Origin of the sequence: Streptomyces sp. E11-3, assembly GCF_046540415.1 — a bacterium.
GTDB lineage: Bacteria > Actinomycetota > Actinomycetes > Streptomycetales > Streptomycetaceae > Streptomyces.
In genome coordinates this window covers 1,288,083-1,307,582 of the sequence record NZ_JAZGRL010000002.1, presented here as the reverse complement: position 1 = coordinate 1,307,582, position 19,500 = coordinate 1,288,083, and the positions used below count along the sequence as shown (strand labels likewise).

Here is a 19,500-nt window from a genome sequence, read left to right as displayed (position 1 = left end):
CACCCCCTACGGCACCCCCGACGCACCCCGCGTCGCCGTCCGCGGCGAAGCCCACCTCGAAGTCGACCCCGAAATCGCCCGCATCGGCATCACCGTCACCGCCCGCGGCACCGACCGACGCACCGCACTCGACAACCTCACCCACCGCAACGCCACCGCACTCGACCTCCTCAAAACCTACGGAGAAGCCGTCGAAAAACTCGAAACCGGCTCCTTCTCCGTCACCCCCGTACTCACCAAACACGGCCGCGGCGAACGCGTACGCGCCTACCGAGGCCGCGTCCACATCCACGCCGAAATCAGCGACTTCACCGCACTCGGAGAACTCACCACCCGCCTCGCCGACCTCGACCTCACCCGCATCGACGGCCCCTGGTGGGCCCTACGCCCCAACTCACCCGCCCACCGCGAAGCCCGCCGCCGCGCCGTACACGAAGCCGTCCAACGCGCCCGCGAATACGCCGAAGCCCTCGACACCCACCTCGACGCCCTCATCGAACTCGCCGACATCGGCGCCGAGAACGCCATCCCGTACGGCATCGAAGCAGCCACGCCCGTCGCGGCCCAGATGCGCTCCGCCGCCTTCGAGACCGAGGCGGCCGACACCGCCCCGGCCCTCGACCTCTCCCCACAACGCCAGACCGTCTACGCCCAGGTCAACGCCCGCTTCACCATGGCACCACCACAACTCTGACCCCACCGAAAATGCTCATCAGAGCGCGCACGCGCACAATCAAAGACTTGTCAATAACCTTTCACCCAACGGTTGTTGAGTCGTCACGCGTGACCAATTCTCTACCCACCGGTAAGCCCTAGGCTCGAACCATGCGCCGAGCAAAAATCGTCTCCACCCTGGGCCCAGCCACCGACTCATACGACCAGATCAAAGCACTGGTCCAAGCCGGAATGGACGTCGCCCGCCTCAACCTCAGCCACGGCACCTACGCCGAACACGAGGAGCGCTACCAACGCGTACGCCAAGCCTCCGACGAAACCGGCCGCAGCGTCGGCGTACTCGCCGACCTACAAGGACCGAAGATCCGCCTCGGCCGCTTCACCGAAGGACCCGTACTACTCGAACGCGGCGACACCTTCACCATCACCGTCGAAGACGGCGTCCAAGGCGACCGCAACACCTGCGGCACCACCTACGAAGGCCTCGCCGCCGACGTCACCACCGGCGAACGCATCCTCGTAGACGACGGCAAAGTCACCCTCGAAGTCACCGCCGTAGACGGCCCCCGCGTCACCACCACCGTCATCGAAGGCGGCATGGTCTCCGACCACAAAGGCCTCAACCTCCCCGGCGTCGCCGTCTCCGTCCCCGCACTCTCCGAAAAGGACGTCGAAGACCTCCGCTGGGCCCTGCGCATCGGCGCCGACGTCATCGCCCTCTCCTTCGTCCGCAGCGGACGCGACATCGAAGACGTCCACCGCGTCATGAAGGAAGAAGGCCGCCGCGTCCCCGTCATCGCCAAGGTCGAAAAACCCCAGGCCGTCGACAACATCGACAACATCGTCGCCGCCTTCGACGGCATCATGGTCGCCCGCGGCGACCTCGGCGTCGAAATGCCCCTCGAAGACGTCCCCATCGTCCAAAAACGCGCCATCAAACTCGCCAAGCGCAACGCCAAGCCGGTCATCGTCGCCACCCAGATGCTCGACTCGATGATCGACAACTCCCGGCCCACGCGCGCCGAAGCCTCCGACGTCGCCAACGCCGTCATCGACGGCACCGACGCGGTGATGCTCTCCGGCGAGACCAGCGTCGGCAAGTACCCCGTCGAGACGGTCCGCACGATGGCCCGCATCGTCGAAGCGGCGGAAGAAGACATCCTCGCGAAGGGTCTGCCGCCCATCACCGAGCGGAGCAAACCCCGCACCCAGGGCGGCGCGGTCGCCCGCGCGGCGGCGGACATCGGCGACTTCCTCGGCGCCAAGTTCCTGGTCGCCTTCACCCAATCCGGCGACACCGTCAAACGCCTCTCCCGCTACCGCTCCCCGATCCCACTCCTGGCCTTCACCCCGGACCCGGCCACGCGCTCCCAGCTCAACCTCACGTGGGGCGTGGAAACGTTCCTGGGCCCGCACGTGGGTTCGACGGACGCGATGGTCGCGCAGGTCGATGAGCAGCTCCTGAAGATCGGCCGCTGCGAGCGGGGTGACATCGTGGTGATCACGGCGGGGTCCCCACCTGGGGTGCCGGGCTCGACGAACCTGGTCCGGGTCCACCACATCGGCGAGGACGACGTGGCGAGCTAGTACTTGGGCCCGATGTGGGCGTCCATCAGGGCGACGGAGGCCTTGCGCGCGACGGAGACGTTCAGCGGATTGCTGCCCCGGGCCAGGATCGTCCACCCGACGCCGACCTTCGCCAGGGTGTCCGTGCACAGCTTGCGGATATCGTCGGACTTGTTGGTGAAGAAGTACCGGGGGTAGTCGTAGCGCTTACGTTCCCCGGCCACGAGGCGAGTGGTCCAGTTGGTGATCCGGCATCCGTCGGAGTGGATCAGTCCCCGGATGAACTCCCACGGGTAGGCGTCGACGATGTCCTGCTGCCAGGGTTCGAGCGTAATCCGCCGCTCGTGCTTCCTGCCGGGCCCGTGCTGGGGGAAGAGGCATGGCCAGTGTCGGCTGTAGCCGGTCACTGAGACGCAGCCGACCGCTTGCACTCGGGCTGCCTTGTTGCTGGGGTTCGCCGTCTGGAGGGCTGTCACGCAGGCGTCGATGAGCCCTGGCCAGGCGTTCGAGCATGCGATGCGGAGGTAGTAACCACTGCGCGCAGCAGGGCTGATGTAGCCGTCTCCGAGGTAGAGGCCGAGGAGATAGGAGTACGCCGCAGGATCTGCAGGCCCCTCTGGCACGGGTTGGCAGCGGCAGCAGGGATCGAGCTGCGGGAGCATGCGTGGAAGCGGCTCGAGGCGTGTCTGCCAGGAGCGGATCGCGGCACGGGATATGCCTGTCTGCTTGCTGACGGAGTTGAGGCTGCGCCCCTGGGCAACGAGTGCGAGAGCCTGCTTGCGCGTGTCGACGTCGTACATGCGGCCGAGCTTGCGTGGATCAAGCGGGCGCGTAGGCCGCATCGTGACGAGTTCACGCGTTCACGTGAACTTCTGCCGATTTCACGTGACCTTGGAATTGAAGGAAAAGTGCCCCGGGTCGGACTCGAACCGACACTGTATGGGTTTTGAATCCATTGCCTGCTGCCAATTGGGCTACCGGGGCCCGCAGAATCGAAGGTTTCCCCCGACCTGCTGCGCATCCACCATACCGTAGCTAGGTAGGCTCGTGGCAGCAGTAACTTGCCCCGCACCAAGGAGCCCCGCGTGACCGCCCCCGAGTCGCCCCAGCCCGCCGCCGACGACGACCAGTCGCACGTGCCCCCGCTGACGACCCGTGTCGTCATCGCCGAGGACGAGGCGCTGATCCGTCTCGACCTCAAGGAGATGCTTGAGGAAGAGGGGTACTCCGTCGTCGGCGAGGCGGGCGACGGCGAGCAGGCCATCGCGCTGGCCCGTGAGCACCAGCCGGACCTGGTGATCCTGGACGTGAAGATGCCCGTGCTCGACGGGATCTCCGCGGCGGAGAAGATCACCGAGGAGTCCATCGCGCCGGTGCTGATGCTGACCGCGTTCTCGCAGCGGGACCTGGTCGAGCGGGCGCGGGACGCGGGTGCGATGGCGTACCTGGTGAAGCCGTTCAGCAAGGGTGACGTGGTTCCGGCGATCGAGATGGCCGTGTCGCGGTACACGGAGCTGAAGGCGCTGGAGAGGGAGGTCGCGGACCTCTCGCAGCGGCTGGAGACGCGGAAGCTGGTGGATCGGGCGAAGTCGATTCTGCAGACGCAGTACGGGCTGTCGGAGCCGGCCGCGTTCCGGTGGATTCAGAAGACATCGATGGATCGTCGGCTGTCGATGCAGCAGGTGGCGGAGGCGGTTATCGAGGACGCCGAGGAGAAGAAGGCCGCGAAGGGGCAGTAGGGCGCCCTGTGTTGCGGTGCTCCGGTGCATTGTCGGGGGTGGCTGCCCGGGTCTAGCGTCGAGGGATGAGCGGGATTGGCCCGGTGGAGCCGGGTCTGGGCACGGAGCCCACGGAGTTGGTGTCGGGTCAGGCGCGTCGTCGCGCCTGGCCCGTTGTGCGTGGGTGGTGGGCGGGGTTGTCGGCGCGGGGGCGTCGCGTGCTGCTGGGNGGGATGAGCGGGATTGGCCCGGTGGAGCCGGGTCTGGGCACGGAGCCCACGGAGTTGGTGTCGGGTCAGGCGCGTCGTCGCGCCTGGCCCGTTGTGCGTGGGTGGTGGGCGGGGTTGTCGGCGCGGGGGCGTCGCGTGCTGCTGGGTGTCGGGGTGGCGGGGACCGTTCTGGCCGTGGGGGTGGCGGTGTTGGTGACGCGTCCGACGGCTGTTCCGGAGCCTCCGGTTCCGTACCCGTTACACCTAGTGTCGGTGGTGTACAGCGGTGTCGTGGTTCCCGCTGCGGACGGGGATGCGGGTGGCGACGCGGGCAAAGCGGACGGCGAATTCGCCTTTACCGTGACTTTCAGGGTGCAGCCGGGCTCTCCTGTGGTGGTGGAGGAGATCAGGCAGCCGTCTGCGGCGTTGTCGGTGGTGTCGGGGACGCGTACGCCTTTCACTCTTAATGCGGACAGTCCGCGTGAAGTGCGCATCACGATGCGCGTGCGCGATTGCGACATTGCACCACGGAATGTCAGCCTCCCTTTCTTGAAGGTAACACTGCGTAATGCGCGGGCAATGCAGGTGCATAGCTTCATCCTGGGATCGGAGTACGCGAAGGATCTTGCTGAGGCGGTGTCGCGGGCGTGTCCGGTTGGTGCTCGCACGTAGCGGGTCCATCCTGCCGATTCTCAATATGTGGACTAATGGGGCGCCTGGAATTGTCCTTTCTGTCCATGCGGTCATAACAAGAGCGTCACAGCATTGGCCCGACCTCTCCATCACGCACACCTGTCCCCTTAGAGTCACGGCCAGTCACCGCGCCACCGGAATCCGACCCGACTCGGTCTCCAGCGCGTACTCGGCGCCCCAGGAGGGGCTGCCGTGCCAGGGTGAAAGGACTGATCGTGCGTCACCGTTCCTTGCTCATGCTCACCACTGCGGTCACCGCGGGGGCTCTCACGCTGTCGGCCTGCGGGTCTCGCGACGACGGCGGCGACAAGGGGGGCGGTGACGGCGGCAAGAAGACCACTGTCGTCATTGGCCTCAGCGCCCCGCTGACCGGCGACCTGTCCAGCCTTGGTCAGGGCATCAAGAACTCCGCGGATCTCGCGATCAAGACGGCCAACAAGGAGAACGAGGTCGAGGGGGTCCAGTTCAAGCTCCAGGCCCTCGATGACGCTGGCCAGGCCGGTACGGGTCAGCAGAACGCCACCAAACTGGTGGGTGCCAAGGATGTCTACGGTGTGCTTGGCCCGCTCAACTCGCATGTCGGCGAGGCCATGTTGAAGACTCTGGGCAGTGCGAACCTGGCCCAGCTGTCGCCTGCGAACACCGCTCCGCAGCTGAGCCAGGGGCCGAACTGGTCGAAGGGCGACAAGAAGCGTCCGTTCGACACGTACTTCCGTACGTCGACGACGGACGCGGTGCAGGGTCCGTTCGCCGCGCAGTACGTCTACAACGAGTTGAAGTACAAGAAGGCCTTCATTCTCGATGACAAGAAGACGTATGGTGCGGGCCTGGCGAAGACCTTCAAGGAGGAGTTCACCAAGCTCGGCGGCAAGGTCGTGCAGACGGACAGCGTGAACCCCGAGGACCGGGACTTCTCGTCGATCGCGACGAAGATCAAGAACTCGAAGGCGGACTTCGTCTACTTCGGTGGTGAGCACCCGGCGGCGGCTCCGATGACCGACCAGATCACCAAGGCGGGTTCGAAGATCCCGCTGGTCGGTGGTGACGCGCTCTTCAGCGATGACTACATCAAGCTGTCGAACAAGAACTCCGAGGGCGACATCGCGACGTCGGTCGGGGCTCCGCTGGAGACGCTGGACACGGCCAAGAAGTTCATGAAGGACTACAAGGCCGAGAACTACGACGACCCGTTCGGTCCGTTCGGTGGCTACTCCTACGACGGCACCTGGGCGATCATCCAGGCCGTGAAGGCGGTCGTGGAGGGCAACGACGGCAAGCTGCCGAGCGACCTGAAGGACGCCCGTAAGAAGATCACCGCGGCGCTGCAGGATGTGTCGTTCGACGGGATCACGGGTGCTGTCGCGTTCGACGAGTTCGGTGACACGACGAACAAGCAGCTGTCGGTGTACCAGGTCAAGGACGGCAAGCACGTTCCGGTCGAGACCGGCACGTTCGAAGAGAAGTAGTACGTAGGTAGGTAGTACTCCCGGGCTGATCGCCCGAACAGCAACGATCCTGCTGCTGCGCGGGGGCGCAAACAGCGCCCCCGCGCAGTCGTATATCTGACCACTCTCCCCGGAGGCCCCCCGGTGCAAGATTTGCCGGAGCAGCTTGCCAATGGCCTAGTCCTCGGCGCGATGTACGGACTCATCGCGATCGGGTACACCATGGTCTACGGCATAGTCCAGCTCATTAACTTCGCCCATGGCGAGATATTCATGATCGGCGGCTTTGGCGCGCTGACCGCTTGGCTGATTCTGCCGGACGGTACGGCGTTGATGGTCGCTCTGCCGGTCATGATTCTTATGGCCGTGGTGTGCTCGGTCCTTGTTGGTGTTGGTGCCGAGCGTTTCGCTTATCGGCCGTTGCGTGGCGGTCCCCGGCTGGCGCCGTTGATCACGGCGATTGGTCTGTCGATCGCGTTGCAGCAGGCTGTTTGGGCCTTTTATCCCGATGCGAAGAAGGATCTTTCGTTCCCGCAGTTCGGGGGCGGTCCGGTGGATGTCGGCGGGGTGAGTCTGCAGCGGGGTGAGATCTTCCTGTTGGTCGCGGCTCCGCTGTGCATGATCGCGTTGGCGTTGTTCGTGTCGAAGACGCGTACGGGCCGGGCGATGCAGGCGACGAGCCAGGACCCGGATACGGCCAAGTTGATGGGTATCAACACGGATCGCATCATTGTGACGGCGTTTGCGATCGGTGCGGCGTTCGCGGCGATCGCGGCGGTGGCGCATGGGTTGAAGTTCGGTCAGATCGGCTTCCGTATGGGCTTTATCGCGGGTCTGAAGGCGTTCACGGCGGCTGTGCTCGGTGGTATCGGCAATATCTATGGCGCCATGATCGGTGGTCTGGTGCTGGGCTTCGCTGAGGCTCTGGCCACGGCGTATGTGGAGAATGTTCCTGGCATGTCGCAGTTCGGTGGTGGCGCTTGGAAGGATGTGTGGGCCTTCGCGCTGCTCATCCTGGTGCTGCTGTTCCGGCCGCAGGGTCTCCTCGGCGAGCGCGTTTCGGATCGGGCGTGATTGGCATGACGACTCAGTCCCCTCAGTCCTCGCCCAGGCAGGCTGTTCCTGGTCTGCTTCCGCTGCCGGCGGCCGGTGCCCGGTTGGTGGCCATCGGCGCGGCGGTTGCCACGTTCGCGTCCACGTTCCTTGCGTGGACCTGGACCGAAGAGTTTCCGGGCAATCTGACGGTCACGGGTTACCCCGGTGGTCTGCAGGTGCTCACGTTGGTGGGTGCCCTGCTCACCTTGTTGTTCTTGTTGGCGGGGCTCGGTGTGCGCGGGCTGCGCTGGTTGACGCCGGGTGGGAGTACCAGTCCTGCGCTGATGTTGGCGCTGGGTACGTTCGCGACGACCTGGTTCACGGTGGTCGCCATTGCCTGGCAGTTGGGTGGCCTGGCCAATCTGGAGCCTGGCGGTTTTGTCGCGGCGGTTGTTTCTCTGGTGCTGCTGCTGGCGGTTCTGGGTCTTCCGGCCGACACGCCTTTCGATGAGGAGCACCCGCCGGTCGGTGCCTGGGCGCGTTTTCGGCACTCGTTGGCGGCTCCTGAGCCGGGTCCGGCGATGGCGTTGCCGTCGTGGGCCGAGGTGTTGGTGGTGTGTGCGGCCTGCGGGGTGGGCCTGACGGTCTTCACGTACGGCATTGGTTCGGAGGAGGAGCTGTTCATCGGCTTCCTGATCCTGACCGGTTTCGCCGCTGCCGCTGCCTATCGCGCGGGTCTGATGCGCAGGGTGTCGACGCTGACGCACAAGTACCGCAATGTGGCGTTGACGGCGGCGTTCTTCTCGGCGGCGCTGTTCCCGTTCACGCAGGACAGTGACGCGTACACCTCGGTGGCGGTCAGCATTCTGATCTTCGCGACGGTCGCGGTGGGTCTGAATGTGGTGGTGGGTCTGGCGGGTCTGCTGGACCTGGGGTATGTGGCGTTCCTCGGTGTGGGTGCGTACACGGCGGCGCTGGTGTCGGGTGCGCCGACCGCTGCGCTGGGTGTGCAGTTCCCGTTCTGGGCGGCGGTGCTCACGGGTGCCGTGGTCTCCATGATCTTCGGTGTGATCATTGGTGCGCCGACGCTGCGGGTGCGTGGTGACTACCTGGCGATCGTGACGCTGGGGTTCGGTGAGATCTTCCGCATCGGTATGCAGAACCTCGATGGTCAGTCGGGTCCTGATCTGACCAATGGTCCCAACGGTATTCCGGGCGTTCCGGACCTGAAGATGTTCGGGTTCGACTTCGGTGTCTCGCACACGATTTTGGGCTTCGAGCTGGGCCGGTTCGCCAACTACTATCTGTTGATGCTGCTGTTCACGGCGGTCATCGTGATGGTGTTCCGGCGTTCGGACAGTTCCCGTATCGGTCGTGCGTGGGTGGCGATCCGGGAGGATGAGACCGCTGCGGGCGCCATGGGTATCAACGCGTTCCGGCTGAAGCTGCTGGCGTTCGCGCTGGGTGCGACGCTGGCGGGTGTCGCGGGTACGGTGCTGGCGCATGTCGAGTACGGCGTCCATCCGGACGGCTACAAGTTCGTGCACGCGGTGCCGCCGAACTCGGCGTTCTTGCTGGCCGCGGTGATTCTGGGCGGTATGGGTACGTTGAGTGGTCCGCTGATCGGTGCGGCGCTGCTCTATCTGATCCCCAACAAGCTGCAGTTCATGGCGGATTACCAGCTTCTGTTGTTCGGTATCGCGTTGGTGCTGCTGATGCGTTTCCGTCCGGAGGGTCTGGTCGCGGACCGTAGGAAGCAGCTGGAGTTCCATGAAACCGGGCAGCTGGACGTCCCCCCAAACGGCGTCGGCGTTGATACGAAGACGGGGGTGTGAGCCATCGTGACAAGCGACACCATCACCACGACGGAGACCGCGGTGCTCGACGCTCGCGGTGTCACCATGCGCTTTGGCGGTCTGACCGCTGTGCGCGGCGTCGATCTCACCGTCAACGAGGGCGAGATCGTTGGTCTGATCGGTCCCAACGGCGCCGGGAAGACGACGTTCTTCAACTGTCTGACGGGGCTGTATATCCCCAGTGAGGGGCAGGTCAGCTACAAGGGGAAGGTTCTGCCGCACCGTTCGCACATGGTGACGCAGGCGGGTGTGGCGCGGACGTTCCAGAACATCCGGCTCTTCGCCAACATGACGGTGCTGGAGAACGTTCTGGTGGGTCGGCACACCCGTACGAAGGAGGGGTTGTGGTCGGCGCTGCTGCGTACGCCGGGCTTCAAGAAGGCCGAGCGGGAGTCCGAGGAGCGGGCCATGGAGCTTCTGGAGTTCACGGGGCTCGCGGCCAAGCGGGACACGCTCGCCCGTAACCTCCCCTATGGCGAGCAGCGGAAGCTGGAGATCGCTCGTGCGTTGGCGAGTGATCCTGGTCTGCTGCTGCTGGATGAGCCGACGGCGGGTATGAACCCGCAGGAGACCAGGGCGACGCAGGATCTGGTGTTCGCGGTGCGGGACCAGGGCACTGCGGTGCTGGTCATCGAGCACGACATGCGGTTCATCTTCAACCTGTGCGACCGCGTTGCGGTGCTGGTGCAGGGGGAGAAGCTCATCGAGGGCTCGCCTGCGGTGGTGCAGAGCGACGAGCGGGTGGTCGCGGCGTATCTCGGTACTCCCTTTGAGGGGGCGCCGGGTGCGGATGAGGCGGCCGAGGTCGCGGCGGCGGAGTCGGCGCAGGTTCAGGAGCGTACGGAAGGGGATGACCAGTGACCGCAATGTTGCAGGTCGAGGATCTCAAGGTCGCCTACGGCAAGATCGAGGCCGTCAAGGGCATCTCCTTCAGTGTCGAGGCGGGTCAGATCGTCACGTTGATCGGGACGAACGGCGCGGGTAAGACGACGACGCTGCGGACGCTGTCGGGGCTGTTGAAGCCGGCCGGCGGGAAGATCTTCTTCGATGGGCAGCCGTTGAACGGCGTGCCCGCGCACAAGATCGTTTCGATGGGTCTGGCGCATTCGCCGGAGGGTCGGCGGATCTTTCCGCGGCTGACGATTGCGGAGAATCTCCAGCTCGGTGCGTTCTTGCGCCGTGATGCGGCGGGGATCGAGCGGGATATCCAGCGCGCCTATGATCTCTTTCCGATTCTGGGCGAGCGCAGGAAGCAGGCCGCGGGCACGCTGTCGGGTGGTGAGCAGCAGATGCTCGCCATGGGGCGTGCGCTGATGTCGCAGCCGAAGCTGCTGATGCTGGACGAGCCGTCCATGGGTCTGTCGCCGATCATGATGCAGCGGATCGTGGAGACCATCTCCGAGCTGAAGGCGCAGGGCACCACGATTTTGCTGGTGGAGCAGAACGCCCAGGCGGCGCTGTCGCTGGCGGACCAGGGGCATGTCATGGAGATCGGGAAGATCGTGCTGTCTGGTTCGGGGCAGGATCTGCTGCACGACGAGTCGGTGCGCAAGGCGTATCTCGGCGAGGACTGAGCGGCCGCAGCGCTGAGCGAGAGGCCCGCACTCCGTTGGGAGTGCGGGCCTCGTCGTGTGTCGGGGGAGCGTCAGGGGAGGGTGACGAAGGGGGCGAGGAAGTCGCGGGCGCCGGGGGTGTCGAGGCGGTAGGTGACGTTGGTGGCCTTGCAGGGGGTGTCGCCGGTGATGGTGGTGCCGACGAGGGTGAGTGTGCCGTCGATGCGCGCGAAGTTGGGGCCGCCGGAGTCGCCGTAGCAGGCGCCGCCGTTGCCCTGGGGTGCGGTCATGGACAGCCGCAGCCAGGCTTTGTTGAGGGCGTTGTAGGTGAGCGGGGCCTTCATGCGGACGCCGCCGCCGGGGTGGGTGTGGCCGCCGGGGCCGTTCTGGGCTTCCTGGGTGCCGTAGCCGGCGACGAGGAAGTCGGTGGCGTTGAGGCCCTGGGCGCCGAGGTCGTCGAGCTGTCCTGCGGTGGGGAGGGTGGCGGGGGTGAAGTCCCAGCGGGCCTTCATCGCGGCGGCCGGTACTTCGACGACGGAGATGTCGCGGGTGTCGGCGGCCGGGCCGGGGTAGCCGGGGTGGTTGTGCTCGGTGCCGGGGACGGCGACGGTGGCGAATGCGGTGTCCGGGTCGCCGGGGTGGTCTTCGGCGGCCTGGTCGAGCGCTGCCTGGACGTCCTGGTCGAGGGAGACGCCGAACTTGACGTTCTCGGGCCAGTCGGTCGTGCAGTGTGCGGCGGTGAGGAACGTGTCGCCGTCGATCATGGTGCCGGAGCAGACCCAGCGGACCCGGTCGGGTGTGGTGGCGTCCTCGTCGTGGTCGTACTGGACGACGAGCGAGCCGACCTCGGTGCGCTCGGGCGCGGGGGCGGCGTTGTAGGTGTTGATCGCGGACGAGGGGAGTGCGGCGCCGAGTACGGCGGCGCAGGCCGCGGCGGTGATGACGGTGGCGCGGCGGGCGGTCGTGCCGGCGCGGGCGGCGGTCGTCAAGAAGAACCCCTTTGGGTGTGGTGGGACGGGTGTTCTCCTGTGGGGGTGATCGACAGTGAAGCGTGCCACCGCGCGGCGCCGCAAGAGTGACGGTGATCCTTGACCGTGACTTGGATATTTCCCGGTGGGGGAGGGGGAGTTGGGGTGAATGTCCTGCGCTGGTGTCGTCGTGCGACGGCACCAGCGCAGGGTGTTGTTCCCTGGGTCAGCTCGCCGAGCGGACGCGTGCCTCGTCGCTGGGGTTGACGTCACGCAGCAGGCAGGTGAGGCGGGCGCTGCAGACCCGCTTGTCGTTCTCGTCGGTGATCACGATCTCGTACGTGGCGGTGGTGCGGCCGCGGTGTACGGGGGTGGCGACGCCGGTGACGAGGCCGGAGCGGGCGCCGCGGTGGTGGGTGCAGTTGAGGTCGACGCCGACGGCGATCTTGTTGCTGCCGCCGTGCAGCATGGCGCCGATGGAGCCGAGGGTCTCGGCGAGCACGGCGGAGGCGCCGCCGTGCAGCAGGCCGTACGGCTGGGTGTTGCCTTCGACGGGCATGGTGCCGACGACGCGGTCCGCGGCGGCCTCGAGGATCTGTACGCCCATGCGGGTGCCGAGGTGGCCCGCGGAGAAGAGTGCGGGAAGGTCGACACCGAGTGCGGCGTACTCGTCGATGACCTCTTGCGGGAACTTCACTTGGTGCTGCTCGCCCATGGGGCACGGCTCCGATCGTCGGCGTTCGTTGTCGTGTGCACCGTTCCTATCAGGTGGTTGAGCGAACGCTTAGACCGGGCTGGGTTGTTCCAGGCGTACGACGACGGACTTGCTGGCGGGGGTGTTGCTGGTGTCGGCCGTGGCGTCGAGTGGGACCAGCACGTTGGTCTCGGGGTAGTAGGCGGCGGCGCAGCCTCGGGCGGTGGGGTAGTGCACGACGCGGAAGCCGGCCGCGCGTCGCTCGACGCCGTCCGCCCATTCGCTGACCAGGTCGGTGTAGCTGCCGTCGGCGAGGCCGAGGCGGTGGGCGTCGGCCGGGTTGACCAGGACTACGCGGCGGCCGTTCTTGATGCCGCGGTAGCGGTCGTCGAGGCCGTAGATGGTGGTGTTGTACTGGTCGTGGGAGCGCAGGGTCTGCAGCAGCAGGCGGCCTTCGGGGAGCTCGGGGTAGGTGACGGGGGCGGCGGTGAAGTTGGCCTTGCCGGTGGCGGTGGGGAAGCGGCGCTCGTCGCGTGGGGCGTGCGGGAGGGTGAAGCCGCCGGGGTGCTTCACGCGCGCGTTGAAGTCCTCGAAGCCGGGGATGACGCGGGAGATGCGGTCGCGGATGGTGGCGTAGTCCTTCTCGAACTCTTCCCACGGGGTGCGGCTGCCGGGGCCCAGGACGCGGCGGGCCAGGCGGCAGACGATCGCGGTTTCGGAGAGCAGTTGGCCGCTGGCGGGCTCCAGGCGGCCGCGTGAGGCGTGCACCATGCCCATGGAGTCCTCGACGGTGACGAACTGCTCGCCGCTGTCCTGCAGGTCCTTCTCGGTGCGTCCGAGGGTGGGCAGGATCAGGGCGCGGGCGCCGGTCACCGTGTGTGAGCGGTTGAGTTTGGTGGAGACGTGGACGGTGAGGCGGGCGCGGCGCATCGCGTCCTCGGTGACGTCGGTGTCGGGGGATGCCGCGACGAAGTTGCCGCCCATGGCGAAGAAGACCTTGGCGTCGCCGTCGCGCAGGGCGCGGATGGAGCGGACGACGTCGAGGCCGTGGTGGCGCGGCGGGGCGAAGCCGAACTCCTTCTCCAGGGCGTCGAGGAACGCGGGGGCGGGGCGTTCGAAGATGCCCATGGTGCGGTCGCCCTGCACGTTGGAGTGGCCGCGGACCGGGCAGACACCGGCGCCGGGGCGGCCGATGTTGCCGCGCAGCAGCAGGAAGTTGACGACCTCGCGGATGGTGGGGACGGCGTGTTTGTGCTGGGTGAGGCCCATCGCCCAGCACACGACGGTGCGCTCGGAGGCCAGGATCATCCGCAGGGCCTGCTCGATGACGGAGCGGTCCAGGCCGGTCGCGGCGAGGGTGTCGTCCCAGTCGGCGGCCAGGGCCGCTTCCTTGAACGCGTCGAAGCCGTGCGTGTGCTCGGCCACGAACTTCTCGTCGACGGCACCCTCGGTCTGCAGGATGAGCCGGTTCAGGAGGCGGAACAGGGCCTGGTCGCCGCCGATGCGGATCTGCAGGAAGAGGTCGGTGAGGGCGGTGCCGTGCCCGGCGAGGCCCTTGGGCGTCTGCGGGTTCTTGAACCGCTCCATGCCCGCCTCGGGCAGCGGATTCACCGTGATGATCTTCGCGCCGGCGGTCTTCGCCTGCTCCAGGGCGGCGAGCATCCGCGGGTGGTTCGTGCCGGGGTTCTGCCCGGCGACGATGATCAGGTCGGCTTGGTGGAGGTCGTCGAGCAGGACGCTGCCCTTGCCGACTCCGATGGTCTCGGTGAGCGCCGAGCCGGAGGACTCGTGGCACATGTTGGAGCAGTCGGGCAGGTTGTTGGTGCCGAACTCGCGGGCGAAGAGCTGGTACAGGAACGCCGCTTCGTTGCTGGTGCGGCCCGAGGTGTAGAAGAGCGCCTCGTCGGGGGAGTCGAGTGCGCCCAGCTCGTCGGCGATGATGTCGAAGGCGCGCTCCCAGGACACCGGCTCGTACCGGTCGGCGCCGTCGGCGAGGTACATGGGGCGGGTGAGGCGGCCCTGCTGGCCCAGCCAGTAGCCACTGCGCCGGGCGAGGTCGGCGACCGGGTGGGCGGCGAAGAAGTCGCTGGTGACCCGGCGCAGGGTGGCCTCTTCGGCGACGGCCTTCGCACCGTTCTCACAGAACTCGGCGCGGTGCCGGTGCTCGGGCTCGGGCCAGGCGCAGCCGGGACAGTCGAAGCCGTCTTTCTGGTTGACCTTGAGCAGGGTGAGGGCGGTGCGGCGCACGCCCATCTGTTTCTGGGCCATGCGAAGCGTGTGACCGATGGCGGGCAGCCCGGCGGCCGCGTGCTGCGGTCCTTCGACCTGGGGCGCGTCCTGGACGGGGTCGCCTGAGGGGGGCTTGCCTGCCATGATCGGTCTCCTTCGACCAGTGCTGGAGTGACGTGTCCGATACTCCCACGTAGCGATGACAGTGGCCGGTCGCCGAGCTGGAGCGGGGCCGGTTGTCAGTGGGGCGTGGGAGGATCGGGCACGTGGCAGAAACAGCATCGAACAAGACTGAGAACGCGACCTTGGCGACCTCCGGGCAGCGCCCCCGCCTGATGCTCATGGACGGGCACTCCCTGGCGTACCGGGCGTTCTTCGCGCTGCCCGCGGAGAACTTCACCACCGCGTCCGGCCAGCCGACGAACGCCGTGTACGGCTTCGCGTCGATGCTGGCGAACACCCTGCGCGACGAGGAGCCCACGCACTTCGCGGTGGCCTTCGACGTGTCCCGCAGTACGTGGCGCTCGCAGGAGTTCGCCGAGTACAAGGCGAACCGCTCCAAGACCCCGGACGAGTTCAAGGGACAGGTGGAGCTGATCGGCGAGTTGCTCGACACGATGGGTGTCGAGCGGTTCGCGGTGGACGGCTTCGAGGCGGACGACATCATCGCCACGCTCGCCACCCAGGCCGAGGCGGCGGGCTTTGACGTACTGGTCGTCACCGGTGACCGTGACTCGTTCCAGCTGGTCAGCGAGCAGGTGACCGTGCTGTATCCGACCAAGGGCGTCTCGGAGCTGACCCGGTTCACGCCGGAGAAGGTCCAGGAGAAGTACGGCCTCACCCCGGCGCAGTACCCGGACTTCGCGGCGCTGCGCGGCGACCCGTCCGACAATCTGCCGGGCATCCCGGGTGTGGGTGAGAAGACCGCCGCGAAGTGGATCAACCAGTTCGGGTCGTTCGCGGACCTGGTGGAGCGCGCGGACGAGGTCAAGGGCAAGGCCGGGCAGAACTTCCGCGACCACCTGGAAGCGGTCAAGCTCAACCGCCGGCTGACCGAGATGGTCAAGGACGTGGAGCTGCCCAGGGCCGTCGCGGACCTGGAGCGCGCCGCCTATGACCGCAAGGCGCTCGCCGTGTTCCTGGACACGCTGGAGATCCGCAACCCCTCGCTGCGTGAGCGGCTGCTGGCCGTCGACCCCGGCGCGGAGGAGGCGGCCGATGAGGCGCCGCCGGCCGCGGGTGTGGAGCTGGACGGCACCGTGCTCGGCACGGGCGAGCTGGCGCCGTGGCTCACCGAGCACGGCACGGCGGTGCTCGGCATGGCCGCGGTCGACTCCTGGCAGCTGGGCACCGGCTCGGTCACCGAGGTCGCGCTGGCGGCGGCAGGGGGGGCGGCCGCCTGGTTCGATCCGGCGCAGCTGGACGAGGCCGACGAGAACGCCTTCGCGGCCTGGCTCGCCGACGCCGACCGGCCCAAGGTCCTGCACAACGCCAAGAACGCCATGCGGGTCTTCGCTGAGCACGGCTGGACCATCGACGGCATCGTGATGGACAGCGCGCTCGCCGCCTACCTGGTCAAGCCGGGCCGCCGCTCCTTCGCCCTGGACGCGCTGTCCCTGGAGTACCTGGGCCGGGAGCTGGCCACCGCCGCGGCGGCCGACGGGCAGCTCGCCTTCGGCGCGGACGACGCGGCCGAGGCCGAGGCGCTGATGGCCCAGGCCCGTACGATCCTGGACCTGGGCACCGCGTTCGGCGAGAAGCTCCAGGAGGTCGGCGCCGCCGAGCTGCTGCGCGACATCGAACTGCCGACGTCGGAGCTGCTGGCCCGCATGGAGCGGCACGGCATCGCGGCTGACCGGCCCCATCTGGAGTCCATGGAGCAGCTGTTCGCGGGCGCGGTCCAGCAGGCCGTGAAGGAGGCGCACGCCGCGGCGGGCCACGAGTTCAACCTGGGCTCGCCCAAGCAGCTGCAGGAAGTCCTCTTCGGCGAACTGGGCCTGCCCAAGACCAAGAAGACCAAGACCGGTTACACCACGGACGCGGACGCGCTCGCCTGGCTGGCCGCCCAGACCGACAACGAACTGCCGGTCATCATGCTGCGCCACCGCGAGCAGGCCAAGCTCCGCGTCACTGTCGAGGGCCTGATCAAGACCATCGCCGCCGACGGCCGGGTGCACACCAGCTTCAGCCAGATCGTGGCCGCCACCGGACGCCTGTCGTCCACCGACCCCAACCTGCAGAACGTCCCGGTGCGCACCGACGAGGGCCGGGCCATCCGACGCGGCTTCGTCGTCGGCGAGGGCTACGAGTCGCTGATGACCGCCGACTACAGCCAGATCGAACTGCGGGTGATGGCGCACCTGTCCGAGGACGAGGGCCTCCTTGAGGCATTCACCTCAGGCGAGGACCTGCACACCACCGTCGCCTCGCAGGTGTTCGGCGTCGAGCGGTCCGCCGTCGACGCCGAGATGCGCCGCAAGATCAAGGCCATGTCGTACGGCCTGGCCTACGGCCTGTCCGCGTTCGGCCTCTCCCAGCAGCTGAACATCGAGGCGGCCGAGGCCCGCGCCCTGATGGACACCTACTTCGAGCGGTTCGGCGGGGTACGCGACTATCTGCGCCGCGTCGTCGACGAAGCCCGCGCCACCGGGTACACGGAGACGATGCTGGGCCGTCGCCGCTATCTGCCCGACCTCAACAGCGACAACCGCCAGCGCCGCGAGGCGGCCGAGCGGATGGCGCTGAACGCACCGATCCAGGGCACGGCGGCCGACATCGTCAAGGTCGCCATGCTCAAGGTCGACCGGGCCCTGAGGGAGGCGAAGCTGACCTCGCGGGTGCTGCTCCAGGTGCACGACGAAATCGTGCTGGAGATCGCCCCCGGCGAGCGGGCGGCGACCGAGGAGCTCGTCCGCCGCGAAATGGCGGCCGCGGTCCAGCTGCGGGCGCCGCTGGACGTGTCGGTGGGCGTCGGCGCGGACTGGGAGTCGGCCGCGCACTGACCACGCCCGACGCGGTCCCGCCGCCCGCCCGCACTCTGGGGGTCCGGGCGGGTGGCGGGGACACCCGGTTGGACCCCGTGCTCGTGCTGGGGCAGGTGCGGCGGGGCAGCGTGGCAGGCATGGCCCATCACATACGTCGCTACTGGCGGCCCGCCGTCGCCGCGGCGGTCGCCTCGACCCTGATCGCCCCGATATCCGTGGCGGACGCGCGGTCGGGGCGCCGTGCCGCGACCTGCCGGTCCGCCCGCGACCCCGATCTGGCCGCCCGGATGTCCCGCGACATCCGGGCGGCTCTGTCGTTCCGCGCCGCCGCCCCACTCGCCCCGCACGACGACCGCAGCGACCTGTGGTGCGCGCCCCACGACGCCGGCCACCTCAGCCGGGTCGGCGTCGCCAGGGTGCTGATCGTGGAGACGGTGCTGCGGCACGCCGAGGAACTACGCCGCAAGATCATCCTGCTCCGGACTCGCGACATCCGCCCCATGATCACGCGAACGGGCCACGCCACGCCCCTGGGCCCGTACGGCCGCTGAGTCCCCGCCATTCCCCGGCCCGTACGGCCGCTGAGTCCCCGCCATTCCCCGGCCCGTACGGCCGCTGAGTCCCCGCCATCCGTACGTCTCGCGCCCCGTGAAGCCCCCGAGTGTGCAGCTCTGGTGAACCCATACGCGCCAACCGGTAGAAAGCGGACGCGAACCGCTGTCTGCACGGTGGAAGTTGTCGTAGGGTCACCTGCGTCGGCACGCTGGGGAGCGTGCCGCCGTCGCCACGGGAGGGGAACAGACGTATGGGAGCGGTATTCGGCCGTCGACTCCGTAAGGGAACCGCGACGGCCGCGGTGGCCGCGGCCGCGATCGCGGCCCTGTCCGCCTCGCAAGCGCCCGGTGTGACCGACACTTCGCTGGGCCGTCAGCGCACCGGATCGACGGAACCGACCGACCCTCCAGCCGGTGACTCCGCGACCGGTGACTCCCCGTACTACACCGAACTGCCGCCCCTGGAAACGCCCGTGCCCCCAACACCGGGCGACGGCACCGGGACCCAGCCGCCGCTCGGCACCGGCGAGGCGGAAGCGGGCATACCCGCCACCGTCCTGGACGCGTACAAGAAGGCCGAGGCGGCCCAGCGCGACCTGCGGCCCGGCTGCAACATCCCCTGGCAACTCCTCGCCGCCATCGGCAAGGTCGAGTCCGGCCAGGCCCGCGGCGGCCGCGTCGACGCGAACGGCACCACCCTCTCCCCGATACTCGGCCCCGTCCTCAACGGCAACGGCTTCGCCAACATCACCGACACCGACGGTGGCGCGTACGACGGCGACACCACGCACGACCGGGCGGTCGGGCCCATGCAGTTCATCCCGTCCACCTGGGCGAGCTGGGGACGGGACGGCAGTGGCGACGGCAGGAAAGACCCCAACAACATCTACGACGCCGCGCTCGCCGCGGCCGCGTACCTGTGCGCGAACGGCGGCGACCTGTCCGTGCAGGGCGACCTGCGCCAGGCGATCCTGAGCTACAACCGCTCCGAGGAATACCTCAACACGGTCCTGTCCTGGCTCGAGTACTACCGCAAGGGCACCCACGAGGTGCCGGACGGCACCGGCGTACCGCCGGGCAACCGCAGCGACAACAAGGGCAACGGCAAGGGCAACGGAAGCGGCAAGGGCAACGGAAGCGGCAAGGGCAACGGCACGGGCAAGGGCAACGACAAGAACGGCAGCAAGCCGAGCCCGTCACCCACTCCCTCGCCCGCCCCCGGCGAGACCGACAAGCCGGACGCCTCGCCCACCCCGAGCCCGTCGCCGACCAAGCCCACGGTCCCCACGCCGTCCCCGCCCGCCACCCCCAGCCCGACCGA

General features: G+C 67.9%; 15 protein-coding genes, 1 tRNA gene and 1 pseudogene. 12 read left to right on the top strand and 5 right to left on the bottom strand.

From position 1 onward, the window contains the following. Positions 1-4 precede the first annotated feature (4 nt). Together U9R90_RS24880 and pyk are read left to right on the top strand one after the other, a co-directional pair. Positions 5-694 (top strand): annotated as a pseudogene (locus U9R90_RS24880) (SIMPL domain-containing protein); the annotation flags it as partial. 131 nt (positions 695-825) lie between these two features. Then, positions 826-2,262: a pyruvate kinase gene (pyk, locus tag U9R90_RS24875; RefSeq protein ID WP_411058890.1), complete on the top strand. Its 1,437-nt coding sequence runs from the start codon at positions 826-828 to the stop codon at positions 2,260-2,262. Here the strand turns inward: pyk and U9R90_RS24870 are convergent. Further along, positions 2,259-3,041: a transcriptional regulator gene (locus U9R90_RS24870; RefSeq protein WP_411058889.1), complete on the bottom strand. Its 783-nt coding sequence runs from the start codon at positions 3,039-3,041 to the stop codon at positions 2,259-2,261. The two genes, pyk and U9R90_RS24870, sit on opposite strands and share 4 nt — an antisense overlap. 109 nt (positions 3,042-3,150) lie before the next feature. After that, positions 3,151-3,225: transfer RNA gene (locus tag U9R90_RS24865), tRNA-Leu, on the bottom strand. A 101-nt stretch (positions 3,226-3,326) separates the two neighbouring features. Between U9R90_RS24865 and U9R90_RS24860 the strand changes: the two genes are divergently transcribed. The 7 genes from U9R90_RS24860 (at position 3,327) to U9R90_RS24830 (ending at position 10,771) form a co-directional block, all read left to right on the top strand. Continuing rightward, positions 3,327-3,980 (top strand): ANTAR domain-containing response regulator, encoded by a 654-nt coding sequence (locus U9R90_RS24860; protein ID WP_411058888.1) that lies wholly within the window; start codon positions 3,327-3,329, stop codon positions 3,978-3,980. A gap of 344 nt (positions 3,981-4,324) precedes the next feature. Further along, positions 4,325-4,840 (top strand): Tat pathway signal sequence domain protein, encoded by a 516-nt coding sequence (locus tag U9R90_RS24855; protein ID WP_411058887.1) that lies wholly within the window; start codon positions 4,325-4,327, stop codon positions 4,838-4,840. Between the two features lie 236 nt (positions 4,841-5,076). Further along, positions 5,077-6,327, top strand: a complete 1,251-nt coding sequence (locus U9R90_RS24850; RefSeq protein ID WP_411058886.1) for a branched-chain amino acid ABC transporter substrate-binding protein — start codon at positions 5,077-5,079, stop codon at positions 6,325-6,327. 123 nt (positions 6,328-6,450) lie between these two features. After that, the gene (locus U9R90_RS24845; RefSeq protein ID WP_411058885.1) at positions 6,451-7,380 is read left to right on the top strand and encodes a branched-chain amino acid ABC transporter permease; all 930 of its coding nucleotides are present in this window, start codon (positions 6,451-6,453) and stop codon (positions 7,378-7,380) included. A gap of 5 nt (positions 7,381-7,385) precedes the next feature. Beyond that, positions 7,386-9,176 carry a branched-chain amino acid ABC transporter permease gene (locus U9R90_RS24840; protein ID WP_411058884.1) on the top strand — a complete coding sequence of 597 codons (1,791 nt, stop codon included), beginning with the start codon at positions 7,386-7,388 and terminating at the stop codon, positions 9,174-9,176. Between the two features lie 6 nt (positions 9,177-9,182). After that, the gene (locus U9R90_RS24835) at positions 9,183-10,058 is read left to right on the top strand and encodes an ABC transporter ATP-binding protein (RefSeq protein WP_411058883.1); all 876 of its coding nucleotides are present in this window, start codon (positions 9,183-9,185) and stop codon (positions 10,056-10,058) included. After that, positions 10,055-10,771: an ABC transporter ATP-binding protein gene (locus tag U9R90_RS24830; protein ID WP_411058882.1), complete on the top strand. Its 717-nt coding sequence runs from the start codon at positions 10,055-10,057 to the stop codon at positions 10,769-10,771. Before U9R90_RS24835 ends, U9R90_RS24830 begins: the two co-directional genes overlap by 4 nt. A 71-nt stretch (positions 10,772-10,842) precedes the next feature. Here U9R90_RS24830 and U9R90_RS24825 read toward each other — a convergent pair whose 3' ends face one another. The 3 genes from U9R90_RS24825 to U9R90_RS24815 all read right to left on the bottom strand — a co-directional run bounded on the left by U9R90_RS24825 (position 10,843) and on the right by U9R90_RS24815 (position 14,785). Continuing rightward, positions 10,843-11,739: a trypsin-like serine protease gene (locus U9R90_RS24825; RefSeq protein WP_411058881.1), complete on the bottom strand. Its 897-nt coding sequence runs from the start codon at positions 11,737-11,739 to the stop codon at positions 10,843-10,845. A gap of 205 nt (positions 11,740-11,944) precedes the next feature. Then, positions 11,945-12,433 carry a PaaI family thioesterase gene (locus tag U9R90_RS24820; RefSeq protein WP_411058880.1) on the bottom strand — a complete coding sequence of 163 codons (489 nt, stop codon included), beginning with the start codon at positions 12,431-12,433 and terminating at the stop codon, positions 11,945-11,947. Between the two features lie 69 nt (positions 12,434-12,502). Further along, positions 12,503-14,785: an FdhF/YdeP family oxidoreductase gene (locus U9R90_RS24815; protein WP_411058879.1), complete on the bottom strand. Its 2,283-nt coding sequence runs from the start codon at positions 14,783-14,785 to the stop codon at positions 12,503-12,505. Between the two features lie 122 nt (positions 14,786-14,907). Here U9R90_RS24815 and polA point away from each other — a divergent pair, with 122 nt between their 5' ends. From polA to U9R90_RS24800, 3 genes are all read left to right on the top strand, one after another. Next, positions 14,908-17,643 carry a DNA polymerase I gene (gene polA, locus U9R90_RS24810; protein WP_411058878.1) on the top strand — a complete coding sequence of 912 codons (2,736 nt, stop codon included), beginning with the start codon at positions 14,908-14,910 and terminating at the stop codon, positions 17,641-17,643. 119 nt (positions 17,644-17,762) lie between these two features. Then, the gene (locus U9R90_RS24805) at positions 17,763-18,176 is read left to right on the top strand and encodes a hypothetical protein (protein ID WP_411058877.1); all 414 of its coding nucleotides are present in this window, start codon (positions 17,763-17,765) and stop codon (positions 18,174-18,176) included. Positions 18,177-18,430: 254 nt separating this feature from the next. After that, positions 18,431-19,500, top strand: a 1,070-nt coding sequence (locus U9R90_RS24800; RefSeq protein ID WP_411058876.1) for a lytic transglycosylase domain-containing protein, incomplete at its 3' end; no start/stop codon positions are given.